Below are 15,338 nucleotides of genomic sequence, written 5' to 3'. Positions count from 1 at the left end.
AACGTCAGCTGGACTGGCGTGCGATGAGGCTCGTCGTCAGCACGTCGTGCGTCTCCAGGGCGCCCCCCGGGTCCCGTACCGCCCGGTCGACCAGCTCCGCGAGGCGCTCGCCCGACAGCAGCTCCAGACGGACCGTCGACAGCCGGGGCCGCAGCAGGCGCCCGAGCAGCAGATCGTCCGCGCCGATGACGGCGGTGTCGCCCGGTACGTCGATCCCCTCGTCCTGCAACGCCCGCATCAGCAGCATCGCGTACGCGTCGTTGTAGGCGAACACGGCGTCCAGACCGAGCCCGCGCCACCGCCCCGCCAGCGCGGCCGCCGACTCCTCCTCGTAGGCGAGCCGCAGCGGCTCGACCCGCGCGCCGGTGCCCGCCACGGCCTGCCGTACGCCGTCGAGCCGGGGCCCGGACAAGGTGTCCAGGCCCGGTTCGCTGGGGACGACCACGCCGATCCGGCGGCGTCCGCGCTCGAGCAGATGCGTGCCCGCGCGGTGGCCGATCTCCCGTAGGTCCATCAGCAGGGCGTGCGCGCCCTCGACGCGCTCGGGGCCCAGGGTCAGCACGGCGCGGGCGCCGGAGCGCTTCAGGACCGTCACCCCGCGTGGCGTGAGGGTGCCCGCACCCGGCAGCAGGACGGCGACCGGGCGCAGTTCGGCCCAGGCGCGAGCGGCGTCGTCGCCGCGCATGCCGACGCTGCCGTACTGCACGACGGTGTAGTCGAGGCGCCGCAGCGCCCACTGGAGTTCGCTGATGAACTGGCTGTACAGCGGCCCGACGGGGGCCTGCGGAGTGGGCATCAGCACCATCCGGCTGTGCCCGGCGCGCAGGCTTCGGGCGGCGGCGTGCGGGACATAGCCGAGTTCCTCGGCGGCCTCGCGGACGCGCCTGCGGGTGGCGTCGCTGATGCGGACGGCCTCGGTGTTGTTCAGGACGTACGACACGGTCGCGCGGGAGACTCCGGCCAGCCGCGCCACGTCGGCACTGGTCGGCACGGGGCCCGGCGCGGGCGGCCGCGGCGGCCGCGGCGGCCGCTGGGCGGACGGCTGTGGTGGCTGCTTCGGTATGTGCGCCATGACAGCTCGCATCCTCGCAGACGGGGGTTGCCGGGCACGGGGCCGGGCCCGGCAACGCGACGAAATCCGTTGCGCGTCGGGCGCGATGTGCCTTTGGCATGCCGTGACCGCCGTCGGCGGCTAGCGTGCGTTCACACGGACAGGCCCCGGTGAGAGGTGTTTCGTATGACCCCCGACCGCGCGACCCCCAACCGTGCGACTCCCGACCATGCGCCCCCGGACCAGGCCACCCCGGACCGGGCGGCAGGCCTGGCGCGGACCGCCAGGGCGCTGGCCGACGGCTCGGCCTCGTCCAGGGCGCTGGTCGAGGAGACGCTGACGCGGATCGCGGCGGCGCAGCCCACGCTCAACGCCTTCCGGCGGGTACGCGGGGACGCGGCGCTGGAGGAGGCCGACGCGGCGGACCGTCGGCTGGCGGCGGGTGAGCGGCTGCCGTTGCTCGGCGTGCCGGTCGCGGTGAAGGACGACATGGACGTGGCGGGCGAGCCCACCGCGTTCGGCTGCCGTGGCGACTTCCCACCCCAGGACGAGGACGCCGAGGCGGTGCGCAGGCTGCGGGCGGCCGGTGCGGTAATCGTCGGCAAGGCCAACACCTGCGAGCTGGGCCAGTGGCCGTTCACCGAGGGCCCGGCCTTCGGCGACACCCGCAACCCGTGGAACACCGCGCACACGCCCGGAGGTTCGTCGGGCGGCTCGGCGGCGGCCGTCGCGGCGGGTCTGGTGCCCGCCGCGCTCGGCTCCGACGGCGCGGGATCGGTGCGGATACCCGCGTCCTGGACCCACCTCGTCGGGATCAAGCCGCAGCGCGGCCGGATCTCCACCTGGCCGCATCCCGAGGCGTTCCAGGGGATCACGGTGAACGGCCCGCTGGCCAGAACGGTCGAGGACGCGGCGCTGCTGCTCGACTGCGCGAGCGGCGGCCATCCCGGTGATCTGCACCGGCCGCCCCCGCTGCGGCTCAGCGACGCCGTGGGCCGCGACCCGGGGCGGCTACGGATCGCGCTCTCGCTGCGGATGCCGTTCACGGCGACGCCCAAGAGCCTTGATCCCGTGGTACGGGCAGCCGTACTGCGGCTCGCGGACCAGCTCGCGGCGCTCGGCCATACGGTGGAGGAGGCGGACCCGCGCTACGGGCAGATCGGCCTGGCGTTCGTGCCGCGCGCTACGGCGGGAATAGCCGAGTGGGCGGCGCGGGTCCCCGACCCCTCGCTCCTCGATCCGCGCACCAGGGACGCGGCCCGGCTCGGCCGGAAGCTCGGCGGGGCACCGCTGCGGCTGGCCCGCCGGGCGGAGGTGACCCTGCACCGACGGGTTGGAGAGATCTTCCGGCGGTACGACGTGGTCCTCGCCCCGACGACGGCCACTCCCCCGCCCCGTATCGGTACGTTCGCCCAGCTAAACGGCTGGCGCACCGACCAGGCGATGATCGCCGCCTGCCCGTACGCCTGGCCGTGGAACGTCCTCGGCTGGCCCGGCGTCAACGTCCCCGCGGGATTCACGCCGGGCGGCCTGCCCGTAGGGGCGCAGCTCCTGGGGCCCGCCAACTGCGAGCCGCTGTTGGTGTCGCTGGCCGCGCAGTTGGAGGCGGACCAGCGGTGGGACGAGCGGTGGCCCGCGCCAGACCCGCGCCGGGCCACCACGGCGTAGAGCGGCGCGACCCCGCGCGGCACCCGGCTTCGCGGGAGCCCTAGCCTTCCCCGCGTGACGACGAACACGCGGAACCCCCAGATGCCCGACTCCTCCAACTCCTCCAACTCCTCCGACTTCCCCGAGTCCCCCGGCCGCAGCGGCCCTTGCGCGACCACCGAGGCCGATCCCGCCCGGGTGGGCCAGGTACAAACGGACTACGCGCCCGAGCAGGACGGCGAGCCGGACCCCGGAGAAATCGTCTGGACCTGGGTGCCCTACGAAGAGAACGACGGCCGGGGCAAGGACCGCCCGGTGCTGATCGTCGCCCGTGAGGCGGCGGGCACGCTGCTCGGTGTGCAGCTGTCCAGCCGGGCGCGCGGGAACGACCGGGACTGGGTAGCGTTGGGGAGTGGCCCGTGGGACCGCTCGGGGCGTGACTCCTGGGCGGACACCGACCGGGTGCTGCGGGTGCACGACCAGGGCATGCGGCGCGAGGCGTGTGCGCTGGACCGGATGCGGTTCAACCTGGTCGTGCGGCGGTTGCGGGAGCGGTACGGCTGGAAGTGAGGCGTGCGCCAGGCCGGGGCGCAGGTAGCCGTGTGAACACACGGTGAGCCCCTGATGTCTGGGGGCACAAAAGAATTCCCGTGCGCCCGATGCGCCCTTGTGTGAAGCTCCCCGAACGTCTTGGGTTGATGAGGCGTTCGCCAGGCCGGGTCACCCGTACCCGGGCGGGCGGACCCTCGGCTGGTCTTCGGAAGGAGCGTACGGCCATGACAGAGGCCGACTGTACTCACCGGCACCAGAGGGTGAGCGAGAGTGAGGTAGAGGCGCTGATCCACGGCATCTGCTTCAAGACGGGCCCCCCTCGCGCCCTCGGTGTCGAACTGGAATGGCTCGTCCACGAGCTGCGCGAACCGCGGCTCCCCGTACCACGCGACCGGCGCGCGGCGGCCTACGCCGCGGTACGCGCCCTCCCCCTCAGTTCGGCCGTCACGGTCGAACCCGGCGGCCAGTTGGAGCTCAGCTCACTGCCCGCCGACTCCCCCGCCCAGTGCCTCGCCGCCGTCCAGGCCGACCTGGACCTGGTGCGCGCCGAGCTCCGTGGCTTCGGGCTCGGCCTCACCGGAGCGGGACAGGACCCCTGGCATCCACCCCACCGGTTGCTGCGTGAGCCGCGCTACGACGCGATGGAGACCTATCTCGACCGTACGGGTCCCGCGGGCCGCGCGATGATGTGCTCCACCGCGTCCGTGCAGGTCTGCGTCGACGCCGGTTACGAGGAGCCGGGGCCCCGTGGTCACGCGCGGCGCTGGCGGCTGGCGCATCTGCTGGGCGCGGTGCTGGTGGCCGCGTTCGCCAACTCGCCGCTGGACACCGGCCGGTTAACGGGCTGGCGGTCGACGCGCCAGGCGGTGTGGGCCGCGATCGAGCCCGGCCGGTCGGCGGCGCCGCCGCTGGACGCGGAGCCCAGGTCCGCGTGGACCCGGCAGGTGCTGGACTCCCCCGTGATGTGCGTCCGGACGCCCGAAGGGCCCTGGGCGGTGCCGCGCGGGCTGACCTTCCGCGACTGGCTGCGCGGCGGGCTGCCCCGGCCGCCGACCCGCGCCGACCTCGACTACCACATGACGACGCTGTTTCCCCCCGTACGGCCGCGCGGCCATCTCGAACTCCGGATGATCGACGCCCAGTCGGGCGACGACGGCTGGATGGTGCCGCTCGCGGTCGTGGACGCGCTCTTCGACGACCCGGAGGCGGCCGAGGACGCCTATCGCACCGTCAAGCCCCTGGCCGAACGGACCCTGGCCGCCCTCGACTCCGGCGGCACCCCCGCCGTCACCGCGCCGCACGACCCCCTGTGGCTGGACGCCGCGCGGCACGGCCTGGCCGACCCCGAACTGCGCGAGGCCGCCGCTGGCTGCTTCGCCGCGGCCCTCGCGGCGCTGCCCAGGCGCGGTGTCCCCACGGTCGTACAGGACGCGGTCGGAGCGTTCACGGAGCGCTACGTGGACCGCGGGCGCTGCCCCGCCGACGATCTGCTGGACCGAGTACACGGGAGGCAACCGTGACCGCCACCTTCGAGAGCCCCCCGCACCCAGAGGCCCTGCGCGCGGGCGCCGTCGCCGCGCTCAGCACGGCCCGGGACCGCACCGACCTGCTGACCAGCTGCGTCGAGGACGACCAGCTCACCGCGCAGCACTCGCCGTTGATGTCGCCGCTGGTCTGGGACCTGGCGCATATCGGCAACCAGGAGGAACAGTGGCTGCTGCGCGCCGTCGCCGGACGGGAGCCGATGCGTCCCGAGATCGACTCGGTCTACGACGCGTTCGAGCACCCGCGGGCCGAGCGCCCCACCCTGCCGCTGCTGCCGCCCGCCGAGGCCCGGCAGTACGCGTCGGAGGTACGCGGCCGGGTCCTGGACCTGCTGGAGCGCACCCCGCTGGAGGGCAGCACGCTGCTGGACGCGGGCTTCGCCTTCGGGATGATCGCCCAGCATGAGCAGCAGCACGACGAAACGATGCTCATCACCCACCAGCTGCGCCGCGGCCCGGCCGCGCTGACCGCCCCCGACCCGTCCCCCGCTTCCGACGCGGCGTCGCTGCCCCGCGAAGTCCTGGTACCTGGCGGCCCGTTCACCATGGGTACGTCGGCCGAGCCATGGGCGCTGGACAACGAACGCCCGGCGCACCAGCGCGAGGTAGCCGTGTACTGGATCGACACGACGCCGGTGACCTGTGGCGCGTATCTGGAGTTCATGGCGGACGGCGGGTACGCGCGGGAGAGCTGCTGGGACCCGGTCGGATGGGCGCTGATCCAGCGGCAGGGCATCGAGGCCCCGCTGTTCTGGCACCGCGAGGGCGGTCAGTGGCTGCGCCGGCGCTTCGGGGTGACGGAGCCGGTGCCGCTGAACGAGCCCGTACTGCACGTCAGTTGGTACGAGGCTGACGCCTACGCCCGCTGGGCCGGACGCCGCCTGCCCACCGAGACCGAGTGGGAGAAGGCCGCCCGGCACGACCCGGCGACGGGCCGCTCGCTGCGCTACCCGTGGGGCGACACGGACCCGACCGCGCGCCACGCCAACCTGGGGCAGCGGCATCTGCGCCCGGCTCCCGCCGGGAGCTACCCGGCGGGGGCTTCACCGCTCGGGGTCCGCCAGTTGATCGGCGATGTGTGGGAGTGGACGGCGAGCGACTTCCTGCCGTATCCGGGGTTCGCCGCCTTTCCGTACCGGGAGTACTCGGAGGTGTTCTTCGGCCCCGACCACAAGGTGCTGCGCGGCGGGTCCTTCGCGGTCGACGCGGTCGCCTGCCGGGGCACGTTCCGCAACTGGGACTATCCGGTGCGGCGGCAGATCTTCTCCGGGTTCCGTACCGCGCGGGACGCCGGCCCGGCGGCGGGGGGTCGTGGCTGATGTGCCGTCATCTCGCGTTCCTCGGCCGGCCGGAGCCGCTGGGTGAGCTGCTGGTGCGGCCGCCGCACAGCCTGTACCGGCAGTCCTGGGCGCCGCGTCGGCAGCGGTACGGCACGGTCAACGCCGACGGTTTCGGGGTCGGCTGGTACGCCGACGGCGACCCGGTGCCCGCCCGGTACCGCCGGGCGGGTCCGGTGTGGGCCGACGCCTCGTTCGCCGATCTGACCCGGGTGGTGCGCAGCGGGGCCGTGCTCGCCGCGGTCCGGGACGCCACCGTGGCGTGCCCGGACGGGGAGGCGGCGGCCGCGCCGTTCGGCGCGGACCGCTGGCTGTTCAGCCACAACGGCGCGGTGTCCGGCTGGCCGCGCTCGCTGGCCGCCGTGGCGGCCGGGCTGCCGCCGGAGCGGCTGCTCGCCCTGGAGGCCCGCTGCGACGCGGCGCTGGTCTGGGAGCTGGTGCTGCACCGGCTGCGGTCCGGCGTGGACGAGGCGCGGGCGCTGGCCGACACCGTGCTGGAGGTCGCGGCCGCCGCCCCTGCCTCGCGGCTTAACCTCCTGCTGACAGACGGCGCGTCGATCGCCGCCACCACCTGGGGCGACAGCCTCTGGTACCTGACCGTTCCCGGCCGCGGCACGGTCGTCGCGTCGGAGCCGTACGACGACGATCCGCACTGGCAGGAGGTCCCCGACCGGACGCTGCTGACCGCGACCCCGTCCGACGTCCTGCTGACCCCGCTGACCGCGCTGACCGCGCTCAAGCAACCGGCCGCGGCACCCGAAGAAGAGTGCGCGACCGCCCCAACCGTACCCACCAAGGAGCCCCTGGCGTGAGTCCGTTCCACCTCACCCGTACGTTGCCCGAGGACGCCACCGACGCCGCGCTGCGCGCCGACGTGCTGCACGGGCTGACCCAGGCCCCCAAGACCCTGCCGCCCAAGTGGTTCTACGACGCCCAGGGCAGCGAGCTATTCGAGCGGATCACCGCACTGCCCGAGTACTATCCGACGCGCGCCGAGCGGGAGATCCTGCTCGCCCGCGCGGGTGAGATCGCCGCCGTCTCCGGAGCCCGCACGCTGGTCGAACTGGGCTCGGGTTCGTCCGACAAGACCCGGCACCTGCTGGACGCGCTGCCCGGCCTCGACGCGTATGTCCCGGTCGATGTCAGCGCCAGCGCGCTGGAGCAGGCCGGGCAGGCGCTGGCGGCCGAGCGCCCCGAACTCGACGTACACGCCCTCATCGCGGACTTCACCCACGAGCTTGAGCTGCCGGACACACCAGGGCCACGTCTGGTGGTGTTCCTCGGCGGCACGATCGGCAATCTGCTGCCCGCCGAGCGCGCGGAGTTCCTGGCGCTGGTACGCGGCATCCTCGCCCCCGGTGACACGCTGCTGCTCGGCACCGACCTGGTCAAGGACGAGGCCGAGCTGGTCGCCGCGTACGACGACGCGGCCGGGGTGACCGCCGCCTTCAACAAGAACGTCCTGAAGGTCATCAACCGCGAGCTGGGGGCCGACTTCGACCCCGAGGCATTCGACCACGTCGCGCGCTGGGACGCCGAGCGCCAGTGGATCGAGATGCGGCTGCGGGCGCGCACCGCGTGCACCGTGAAGGTGCCCGCGCTGAATCTGGCCGTGGACTTCACGGCGGGCGAGGAGCTGCGTACGGAGGTGTCGGCGAAGTTCTCCGAAGAGCGGGTCCGCGCCGAACTCACCGCCGCCGGACTCGAACCCGTCCGCTGGTGGACGGACCCGGCGGGCCGCTTCGCGCTGTCGCTGGCACGCGGCTGACGACTGACGGCTCTCGGGAACAAGTTCGTGAGTTCGCTCAGGTTCGCTTCCCGAGATCCCGTCCGCCGCAGCGTTCCGGGCTTGAGCCGCGCAGCTGATCACGGTCATGTCAGCAGCGAGTGACGCAGGGAGGCCGGTCCCGGCGGTTGGGCGGTTCGGCGAGTGCGCGGACAGCCCCACCGTTCGCGGACACCACCGGTTACGGGCCGCCTGAGGCAGTGGCGTGCTCGGCGCGACGGGCCACGGCGCGCAGTACCTCAATCCTGATGTACGCCGCCCCGCCCAGCTGGATAAGTAGCCAGTAGGCCCGGAAGGCGCGTCGGGCATGGGCGTCGGTGGAGTGCACCCGGGTCTCGAACGACAGGAGGGAGCCACCGCTGTCGGGGACGACACGCAGGCTCAGGGCCGCTTTGGCCCAGCCCGAATCGTCGAACGCGATGAAGGCCCCCGCGTCCCCCGGGGTGACCGGGGCGGGCTGGGGGCGGGTCTTCCAGAACCGGGCGACCATGCCCTTGACCAGTTCCTCGCCCTCCACCGTGACCAAGGTCGGCGTGGGGAAACTGTCGACGAACGGCCCCTCGACCCGGCCCCGGCCACCCAGGCGCAGCCGCATCAGCGTCCGGTAGACAGGCAGTTCCGCGACGGTGACCTCGGTCAGTGCCCGCCACACGGTCGCCGGGTCCGCCGCGATCCGCCGGGCGAACCGCGAGCGCAGATCGTAGCGGGGAAGCAGACGGTCGAGTTCCATCGCACCCACCAGCTTATCGGTTCACGCACACGTCGGCCCTGCGGACACTCCTGCTCTCGCTGGCCCGGTGTTCGGGCCGATCGCCCCAATGGTTACGGGACGTTCTCCGGGGCGTGTTCATGTCGACGCGAAGACAAGGCGAGGCAGGCGACGACGGATCCGGCCCCCGGCCTCTCGTGAGGGACCGGGAATTCCGCTGACTCGCCTGTCCCAACGACGTCCCGACAACCACACAGGTTACGGGACATCTGGGGAGCTATCACGCTAGGGGGCGGAGAAGGGGGCACCGCCCACGCAGCCGGGCCCTCTCCCCGTCCCCGCTTGCGAACCCCCTCAGGAGCGGCTGTTGTCGAGGAGTTCGGTGATCCGGCGGGAGGCTTTCCTGGCTTCCGTCGCCGGATCGCCGCCGATCAGCACGTCGGTCATGTACCGCTTGATCGGGTTGTCGGCCTCGACGGCCGCCCACCGCTTGGAGCCCGGCGTGGCGCGCCCGTGCGCCGCGCCCTTCGCCATGGCGGCGACCCCTTCCTCGTCCGCGACGACCTCGGCCAGGGTCGTCTTGTTCGGCACGTAGTTCATGGTTCTGGCCAGTTCGGTCTGCCACTCCCTTCCGGCCAGCGCCGCGACCACCTTGACCGCTCCCCGCTGCTGGTCGGTGCGCTGGGGGATCACCAGGTCAGAGCCGCCGGTGAAGACGGCGCCGGGCTTGTTCTTGCTCTTTCCGGGGATGGGAAAGAAGCCGAGTCTGCCCTTGAGCGCGGGGTTCTGCTCTTCGATGAGGGTGGCCGTTCCCGGGACGGAGATGATCTGGGCGACCCCGCCCTTGGCGAAGACTCCGGCCTGCGGCGGGTCCTCCTCGTCCGCGGCCTTGGGGCCCTGGCCGAGGGCCTGGAGCCGCGCGTAGAAGTCCATGCCGCGCAGCGCGGCGTCGCTGTCCAGCGCGCCTTTCCAGCGCCCGCCCTTCTCTTCGGCGAGCTCGCCGCCCTCCTCCCAGACGAACCCGGCGAGGGTGTACCAGTCCTGTCCCGCGAGGTAGATCCCTTGATTCGAGCCGGTGTTGAGACGTGCGGTGTCCCGTAGCCAGTCGGCCTGGGTGGTCGGCGGATTCTTGATCCCGGCTTCCTCGAAGAGCTGCTTGTCGTAGATCACGACGCGGTTGGCGGCGTACCAGGGGATGCCGTACTGGGCGCCGCGGTAGCTGCCGGGGTCGGCGAGGCCCGGCAGCCAGTCGTCCATCCCGAAGTCCCGCATGGACTCCAGGGTGAGGTCGAGGAGCCCGCCGCCGTCCACGTACTGGGCGACCTGGGTGTTTCCGACCTCGATGACATCGGGGGCGTCGGCGTCCGGGGCCTCCAGTGCGGCGGAGACCTTGGGGCCGATACCGCTCCAGTCCTGGATCTGGACGTCGAGGGCGAGGTCGGTGTGCTCCCGCTCGAACTCCTCGGTGAACTTCTCCAGGAACCCGCTCGACGCACTGCCCTTCATCAGCCAGACGGTGATGGTCTCGCGCCCCTCTTCCTCGCCGGGGAGGAGTCCGCAGCCGCTCAGCGCGGCCGTGGTGGCGAGGGCCAGACAGGCGGCGAGAAATCGCTGTTGCACGTAGGTCACCCTTTGGTGTGCGGACATGGTGGATAGCCCGACGTGGGGTAAGCGCCATGCGCTGTTCGGGTGTGGCTGGATTTTGGTATGTACCAACGGGCGGGTCAAGGGGTTACCCGCCGTCTACCTGGGCCAGTGGACCCCATCGCCTCGCGCGTCGCGGCGCGCTGGGGCACGGTGGAGTAACCAGCGACTTAAGGAGTGCGACTCCATGTCCGACCACACCTACCGGGTCACCGAGATCGTCGGCACCTCGACGGAGGGCATCGATCAGGCCATCCGCAACGGCATCGACCGCGCCTCACAGACGCTGCGCGGACTGGACTGGTTCGAGGTCACACAGATGCGCGGCTACATCGTGGAGGGTGCCATCCAGCACTACCAGGTGGGCCTGAAACTGGGCTTCCGCCTGGAGGACGCGGAGGGCTGACCGCGTCCCCGGCCTGATCCGCCGGGACCAGGCCCTACGTGCGGCCCTCGCGTTCCTGGGCGTCCTTGAGTTCCGCCGACTCCGCCGCCCAGCGGGCCCGGACGACGGTGAACCCGGCGCGCTCGGCCTCGTCGCAGACCAGTTCATCGTCGTCCACGAGTATCCGCACCTGACGGCCGCGGGCCAGTCGGCGCAGGATGGCCAGCTTGGTGTGTCTGGCCGGTCTGCGGTCGTCGTTGCGGCGCATCCACACCCGGCCCGGGGGCAGGCCGTGGCGCTCCAGCCACTCCACGGTGTCCGCGCGGCACCGCTCGGGCCGCCCGGTGAGGTACTGCACCTCGCACTCCTCGGCGCTGCTCAGCACCAGTTCGACGCCCTGCCGCAGCGGTGGGTCGTGCGGCGCGGCGGCGAAGAAGGCTGACCAGTCGCGGGGCCTGCGCTCCAGGTACCGCTGGCGGTGCGCGGTGTCCGCGAGGGTGTTGTCCAGGTCGAACACGGCCAACGGCCGCTGCGCCTCATCCATGCCCACACCCTACGACCCGCCTCTGACAGCCAGGGAATCCCCACCGTCGCCAGGCGTTGAACCAGAGGTGACCTCAGTTATCGCCCAGACCCGCTTCTCCGTCCTGGACCGCTCCCGCACCCGCCAGGGCCACAGCGCCCCGCAGGCGCTGCGCGACACGGTGCGCCTCGCCCAGCAAGTGGAGGCGCTCGGCTTCCACCGGTTCTGGGTGTCGGAGCACCACAGCGTGCCAGGCGTCGCGGGTTCGGCCCCGACGGTGCTGGCGGCCGCCGTCGCCGCGGCCACCTCCACGATCCGGGTCGGTACGGGTGGGGTGATGCTGCCCAACCATCAGCCGCTGGTCGTGGCTGAGCAGTTCGGCGTCCTGGAGTCGCTGTTTCCGGGCCGGATCGACATGGGGCTCGGCCGTTCGGTCGGCTTCACGGGGCTGATCCGCAAGGCGCTGGGCCGTGACAAGGAGGACGCCGAGGACTTCGCGGAGCAGCTGCGGCTGTTGCTCGGCTTCCTCACCGGCGAGCAGCGGGCCTTCCCCCAGGTGCACGCGCACCCGGCGGAGGGCCTGCGGATACCGCCGTACGTGCTGGCCACCGGTGCGGGGGCGGACATCGCGGCGGACGCCGGGCTGCCGCTGGTCATCGGTGACCTGCGCGGCCGGGGCCGGATGCTGGCCGCGATCGAGCGCTACCGCGACCGGTTCCGGCCCTCTGGCTGGGCGGCCGCGCCGTATGTCGTCATCTCGGGCAGCGTGGCGGTCGCCGACACCACCGAACGCGCCCGTCGGCTGCTCATCCCGGAGGCCTGGTCGCTCGCGTACTCGCGCACCCACGGTGACTTCCCCCCGCTCGTCCCGGCCGAGGAGACGGAGGCGCGCGAGATGACGGCCAAGGAGCGGGAGCTGTACGAGTCCGGGCTGCGCGGGCAGCTGTACGGCACCGAGGACGAGGTCGCCGCCGCGCTGGAGGACCTGCTCACGGCGAGCGCCGCCGACGAGGTGCTGGTCACGACGTCGACGTACGACCAGGGCGAGCTGTTGGACTCCTACCGGGGCCTGGCCCGCCTGGCGGGACTCCCGCACACCTAGATCGTCGAGTTTGTCCCCTTCCGGGTCACGGACTCTCAGCCCACCGCGTCCACCAGGGCCAGCGTGTGCAGCCGGTCTGGGGGGCCGGGGCGGGCGTAGTACCAGCCCTGTGCCGTGTCGCAGCCGAGGCGGCGCAGTTGGTCGGCCTGGACTGCGGTCTCCACTCCCTCCACGGTCACCGACAGGTTCAGGCTGTGGGCCAGCGACACGATCCCCTCGACGATCTTGAGGTCGACCTGGTCCGCCGGGTAGTGCTGCATGCCCTGGGTGAAGGAACGGTCCAGCTTGAGTTCGCTGACCGGCAGCCGACGCAGGTTGGCCAGGTTCGAGTAGCCCGTGCCGAAGTCGTCGAGGGCGATGTTGACGCCCATCTCGGCCAGCAGGCGCAGGGGTTTGAGCAGGTCGTCGTCGGCGCCGATCAGGGCCGACTCGGTGACTTCGAGGCAGAGCGAGCCGGGTTCCAGGCCGACCCGCTCCAGGATGTCCACCGTGTCGGCGACCAGCCCAGGGTGGTAGAGCTGGCAGGGCGACAGGTTGACGTTGATGCGCACCGGGCCGCCCGGCAGGTGCCGCTGGTGCCAGGCGTGAGCCTGGCGTACGGACTCCTCCAGGACCCAGCGCCCGAGCGGCACGATGAGTCCGGTGTCCTCGGCGAGCGGGATGAACCGGTCCGGCCCGAGGACGCCGTGCTGCGGGTGCAGCCAGCGGACCAGAGCCTCGGCGCCGGACACACTGCCCTCGCCGAGGTGCACGAGGGGCTGGTACTCGATGAAGAACTCGCCCCGCTCCAGGGCCGCGGGCAGCGCGGTGGTGAGCGAGTGCCGGGTGATGGTGCTGGCGTCCACCTTGGGGTCAGCGAGCTCGAAGCGGTTTCCACCAGCCGACTTGGCGCGGTACATCGTGATGTCGGCGCTGCGCAGCACCTCCGCCGGGGTGCGCTCGCCCGCGGGTCCCTCGACGATGCCGATGGAGCCCCGTACGGTCAGCTCCCTGCCCTCGATGCGGACCGGGATCGCCAGCATGCTGAGGATGCGTCCGGCGAGTTCGTCGACCTCGCGCTCGGTGTCCGGGCCCGTGGTGAGCGCGACGAACTCGTCGCCGCCGAGCCGGGCGACCATCTCACCCGGTGCGGTGGCGCAGGACTGCAGCCGGTCGGCGACCTCCACGAGGAGCCGGTCGCCCGCGGCGTGGCCGAGGCTGTCGTTGATCGCCTTGAAGCCGTCCAGGTCCAGGTAGCACAGGCCGAAGCGCTTGCCGTCGGGCGCGCTGAGTGCCTTCTCCAGGCGCTCGAAGAACAGGGTGCGGTTGGGCAGCCCGGTCAGCGCGTCATGGGTCGCCTCGTAGCGCAGCCGCAGGTTGAGCAGTCGGCGCTCGGTGGTGTCCTCCATGAGCGCCAGTTGGTACTGCGGCCTGCCGTCGGCGTCGCGCAGCAGGGAGACCGTCAGGTTGGTCCACAGGACGGTGCCGTCCTGGCGGTAGTACGGCTTCTCCACGCGGTAGTGGTCGCGTTCGCCCCGCACCAGCTCCTCGTAGAGCCGCCATACCTGCGGGGCGTCGTCCGGGTGCGTCCACTCGTTGACCTTGCGGCCGCGGATGTACTTGTCGAGGCCGCCGCCGAACATCCGCAGCATGGCCTCGTTGACTTGGAGAACCGTTCCGTCGAGGTCGGCGATGCCGATGCCGATGGCGGCGCCTTCGAAGACGGCGCGGAAGCGTGCCTCGCTGGCGTGCAGCGCCTCGGCCACCGCGTGCCGGGCGTCCAGCGCGGCGCGGGAGATCGCCTCCTGCTCCGCCCGGGTCCGCTCGCGCAGCGCCTGGGCGAACCCCGCGGCGACGGCGTGCTGCACCCGGGCGCAGCGCGCCCGCAGCTCCTCCGGGTCGCGCTCGGCGCCGCAGTACAGGACCAGATAGGCGTCGACGACGTCGAGGGTGCGGCTGAGCGCCTCCGGGTCGGTGCAGTGGACGTCAACGAGCGCGCTGCCCACCGCGTGCCCGGTGGCGGAGTCGAAGACGCGGGCCGTGAGGGCGTCGCGCAGGACACGGGCGTGGGGCAGGAGCTGTTCCTCGAACTCCTGCCGGGTCAGGGACGTCGCCGTGACGGGGAAGATCGCCCGGCTCCATATCGTGGCGAACCGGCGCAGTCTTCCCTCCGGCCCGTCCGGCTCCTTGTTCACGCGGTGCGCCCCACACCGGCGTAGCCGGAGAAGGCGAAGGGGTCTTCCTGCTCCAGGGATGCCTCCGGCCGCCAGCGCGCGATCGACACCAGACCCGGTTCCACCATCTCGTACCCCTCGAAGAATCGCGCGATCGCGTCGCGTGAGCGCATGACCAACGGACTGCGGATGTTCTTGTATACCCCGACCGTGCCGGACGCCTGCTCCTCGGGGACCGGAATACCGTCGAACGAGGCGTGGGAGAGGATCAGCAGGCTGCCGGGCGCCAGCGCGCTGCGCAGTTCCGCGACCGCCGCGTACGGGTCGTCCGCGTCCTCCAGGAAGTGCAGGACAGCGACCAGCATCAGGGCCACCGGCCGTTCCAGGTCGAGCAGTTCGCTGACCGGCACGCTGCGCAGGATCTCCTGGGGCTTGCGGAGGTCCCCGGCGACCACGCCAGCGTCGGGGTTGCCCTCGAGCACCGCGCGGCTGTGCGCGACGGCGACGGGGTCATGGTCGGCGTAGACGACACGGGCGCCGGGGTGCGCGCCCTGGGCGACCTCGTGGACGTTGCCGAAGGTGGGGATGCCGGAGCCGATGTCGAGGAACTGGGTGACGCCCTGCGCGATCGCGTAGCGCACGGCCCGCCGCATGAACGCGCGGTTCGCCTGCATGATCTTCGGCAGTCCCGGCATGAACTCCATGGCCGCGCGGGCCGCCTCGCGATCCGCCTCGAAGTTGTGCGAACCGCCCAGGTAGTAGTCGTACACGCGGGCCACGCTGGGTATCGATATGTCGATGCCCTGTGGGGCCCAGGCGGGTCGCTCCATGGTGTCTCCAACGTATAGGCGTGCCAGTGTTCGAGCCGAGGCTACTGATCGCTCGCCAACGGGTCGAGTAGAAAC

General features: G+C 72.3%; 14 protein-coding genes. 8 read left to right on the top strand and 6 right to left on the bottom strand.

The window, feature by feature from the left end; all coding sequences use genetic code 11:
* Positions 1-4 precede the first annotated feature (4 nt).
* Positions 5-1,072: a LacI family DNA-binding transcriptional regulator gene (locus GCN81_RS15145; protein WP_156725136.1), complete on the bottom strand. Its 1,068-nt coding sequence runs from the start codon at positions 1,070-1,072 to the stop codon at positions 5-7.
* A 165-nt stretch (positions 1,073-1,237) separates the two neighbouring features.
* Here GCN81_RS15145 and GCN81_RS15140 point away from each other — a divergent pair, with 165 nt between their 5' ends.
* From GCN81_RS15140 to egtD, 6 genes are all read left to right on the top strand, one after another.
* Positions 1,238-2,719, top strand: coding sequence for an amidase (locus tag GCN81_RS15140; RefSeq protein WP_156725135.1), 1,482 nt, complete (start codon positions 1,238-1,240; stop codon positions 2,717-2,719).
* Positions 2,720-2,800: 81 nt separating this feature from the next.
* A complete protein-coding gene (locus GCN81_RS15135; protein WP_156725223.1) occupies positions 2,801-3,268 on the top strand; it encodes a type II toxin-antitoxin system PemK/MazF family toxin in 468 nt (155 codons plus the stop codon).
* A gap of 206 nt (positions 3,269-3,474) precedes the next feature.
* Positions 3,475-4,770: an ergothioneine biosynthesis glutamate--cysteine ligase EgtA gene (gene egtA, locus GCN81_RS15130; RefSeq protein ID WP_156725134.1), complete on the top strand. Its 1,296-nt coding sequence runs from the start codon at positions 3,475-3,477 to the stop codon at positions 4,768-4,770.
* Positions 4,767-6,113, top strand: a complete 1,347-nt coding sequence (egtB, locus tag GCN81_RS15125) for an ergothioneine biosynthesis protein EgtB (protein WP_156725133.1) — start codon at positions 4,767-4,769, stop codon at positions 6,111-6,113. Before egtA ends, egtB begins: the two co-directional genes overlap by 4 nt.
* Entirely contained in the window at positions 6,113-6,943 is an 831-nt protein-coding gene (gene egtC / locus GCN81_RS15120) for an ergothioneine biosynthesis protein EgtC (RefSeq protein ID WP_156725132.1), read from the top strand. The genes egtB and egtC overlap by 1 nt, the downstream gene beginning before the upstream one ends.
* Positions 6,940-7,899 carry an L-histidine N(alpha)-methyltransferase gene (gene egtD / locus GCN81_RS15115; RefSeq protein WP_156725131.1) on the top strand — a complete coding sequence of 320 codons (960 nt, stop codon included), beginning with the start codon at positions 6,940-6,942 and terminating at the stop codon, positions 7,897-7,899. Before egtC ends, egtD begins: the two co-directional genes overlap by 4 nt.
* Positions 7,900-8,098: 199 nt before the next feature.
* Here egtD and GCN81_RS15110 read toward each other — a convergent pair whose 3' ends face one another.
* Together GCN81_RS15110 and GCN81_RS15105 are read right to left on the bottom strand one after the other, a co-directional pair.
* Positions 8,099-8,647: a hypothetical protein gene (locus GCN81_RS15110; RefSeq protein ID WP_156725130.1), complete on the bottom strand. Its 549-nt coding sequence runs from the start codon at positions 8,645-8,647 to the stop codon at positions 8,099-8,101.
* Positions 8,648-8,980: 333 nt separating this feature from the next.
* Positions 8,981-10,246, bottom strand: coding sequence for an extracellular solute-binding protein (locus tag GCN81_RS15105; protein ID WP_456115048.1), 1,266 nt, complete (start codon positions 10,244-10,246; stop codon positions 8,981-8,983).
* A gap of 211 nt (positions 10,247-10,457) precedes the next feature.
* Here GCN81_RS15105 and GCN81_RS15100 point away from each other — a divergent pair, with 211 nt between their 5' ends.
* The gene (locus GCN81_RS15100; protein ID WP_156725129.1) at positions 10,458-10,676 is read left to right on the top strand and encodes a dodecin; all 219 of its coding nucleotides are present in this window, start codon (positions 10,458-10,460) and stop codon (positions 10,674-10,676) included.
* Positions 10,677-10,710: 34 nt separating this feature from the next.
* On the opposite strand, the gene GCN81_RS15095 is transcribed toward GCN81_RS15100, so the two are convergent.
* On the bottom strand, positions 10,711-11,199 hold the full coding sequence (locus GCN81_RS15095) for a phosphatase domain-containing protein (RefSeq protein ID WP_156725128.1): 489 nt from the start codon (positions 11,197-11,199) through the stop codon (positions 10,711-10,713).
* Between the two features lie 67 nt (positions 11,200-11,266).
* On the opposite strand from GCN81_RS15095, the gene GCN81_RS15090 reads away from it, so the two are divergent.
* The gene (locus tag GCN81_RS15090; protein ID WP_156725127.1) at positions 11,267-12,280 is read left to right on the top strand and encodes an MsnO8 family LLM class oxidoreductase; all 1,014 of its coding nucleotides are present in this window, start codon (positions 11,267-11,269) and stop codon (positions 12,278-12,280) included.
* Positions 12,281-12,315: 35 nt separating this feature from the next.
* Here the strand turns inward: GCN81_RS15090 and GCN81_RS15085 are convergent, their stop codons facing one another.
* Positions 12,316-14,454: a putative bifunctional diguanylate cyclase/phosphodiesterase gene (locus GCN81_RS15085; RefSeq protein ID WP_156725126.1), complete on the bottom strand. Its 2,139-nt coding sequence runs from the start codon at positions 14,452-14,454 to the stop codon at positions 12,316-12,318.
* Positions 14,451-15,263, bottom strand: coding sequence for an SAM-dependent methyltransferase (locus GCN81_RS15080; RefSeq protein WP_156725125.1), 813 nt, complete (start codon positions 15,261-15,263; stop codon positions 14,451-14,453). The genes GCN81_RS15085 and GCN81_RS15080 overlap by 4 nt, the downstream gene beginning before the upstream one ends.
* Between the last annotated feature and the right edge of the window lie 75 nt (positions 15,264-15,338).

It is taken from the genome of Streptomyces apocyni (assembly GCF_009739465.1).
GTDB classification, from domain to species: domain Bacteria; phylum Actinomycetota; class Actinomycetes; order Streptomycetales; family Streptomycetaceae; genus Streptomyces; species Streptomyces apocyni.
This window is presented reverse-complemented; position numbering and strand designations above follow the sequence as displayed.

What these genes read in the sequence shown, in the direction of transcription:
- GCN81_RS15145 (WP_156725136.1), bottom strand. Translation starts at nt 1,072, where the DNA reads ATGGCGCACATACCGAAGCAGCCACCACAGCCGTCCGCCCAGCGGCCG.
- GCN81_RS15140 (WP_156725135.1), top strand. Translation starts at nt 1,238, where the DNA reads ATGACCCCCGACCGCGCGACCCCCAACCGTGCGACTCCCGACCATGCG.
- GCN81_RS15135 (WP_156725223.1), top strand. Translation starts at nt 2,801, where the DNA reads ATGCCCGACTCCTCCAACTCCTCCAACTCCTCCGACTTCCCCGAGTCC.
- egtA (WP_156725134.1), top strand. Translation starts at nt 3,475, where the DNA reads ATGACAGAGGCCGACTGTACTCACCGGCACCAGAGGGTGAGCGAGAGT.
- egtC (WP_156725132.1), top strand. Translation starts at nt 6,113, where the DNA reads ATGTGCCGTCATCTCGCGTTCCTCGGCCGGCCGGAGCCGCTGGGTGAG.
- GCN81_RS15110 (WP_156725130.1), bottom strand. Translation starts at nt 8,647, where the DNA reads ATGGAACTCGACCGTCTGCTTCCCCGCTACGATCTGCGCTCGCGGTTC.
- GCN81_RS15100 (WP_156725129.1), top strand. Translation starts at nt 10,458, where the DNA reads ATGTCCGACCACACCTACCGGGTCACCGAGATCGTCGGCACCTCGACG.
- GCN81_RS15095 (WP_156725128.1), bottom strand. Translation starts at nt 11,199, where the DNA reads ATGGATGAGGCGCAGCGGCCGTTGGCCGTGTTCGACCTGGACAACACC.
- GCN81_RS15080 (WP_156725125.1), bottom strand. Translation starts at nt 15,263, where the DNA reads ATGGAGCGACCCGCCTGGGCCCCACAGGGCATCGACATATCGATACCC.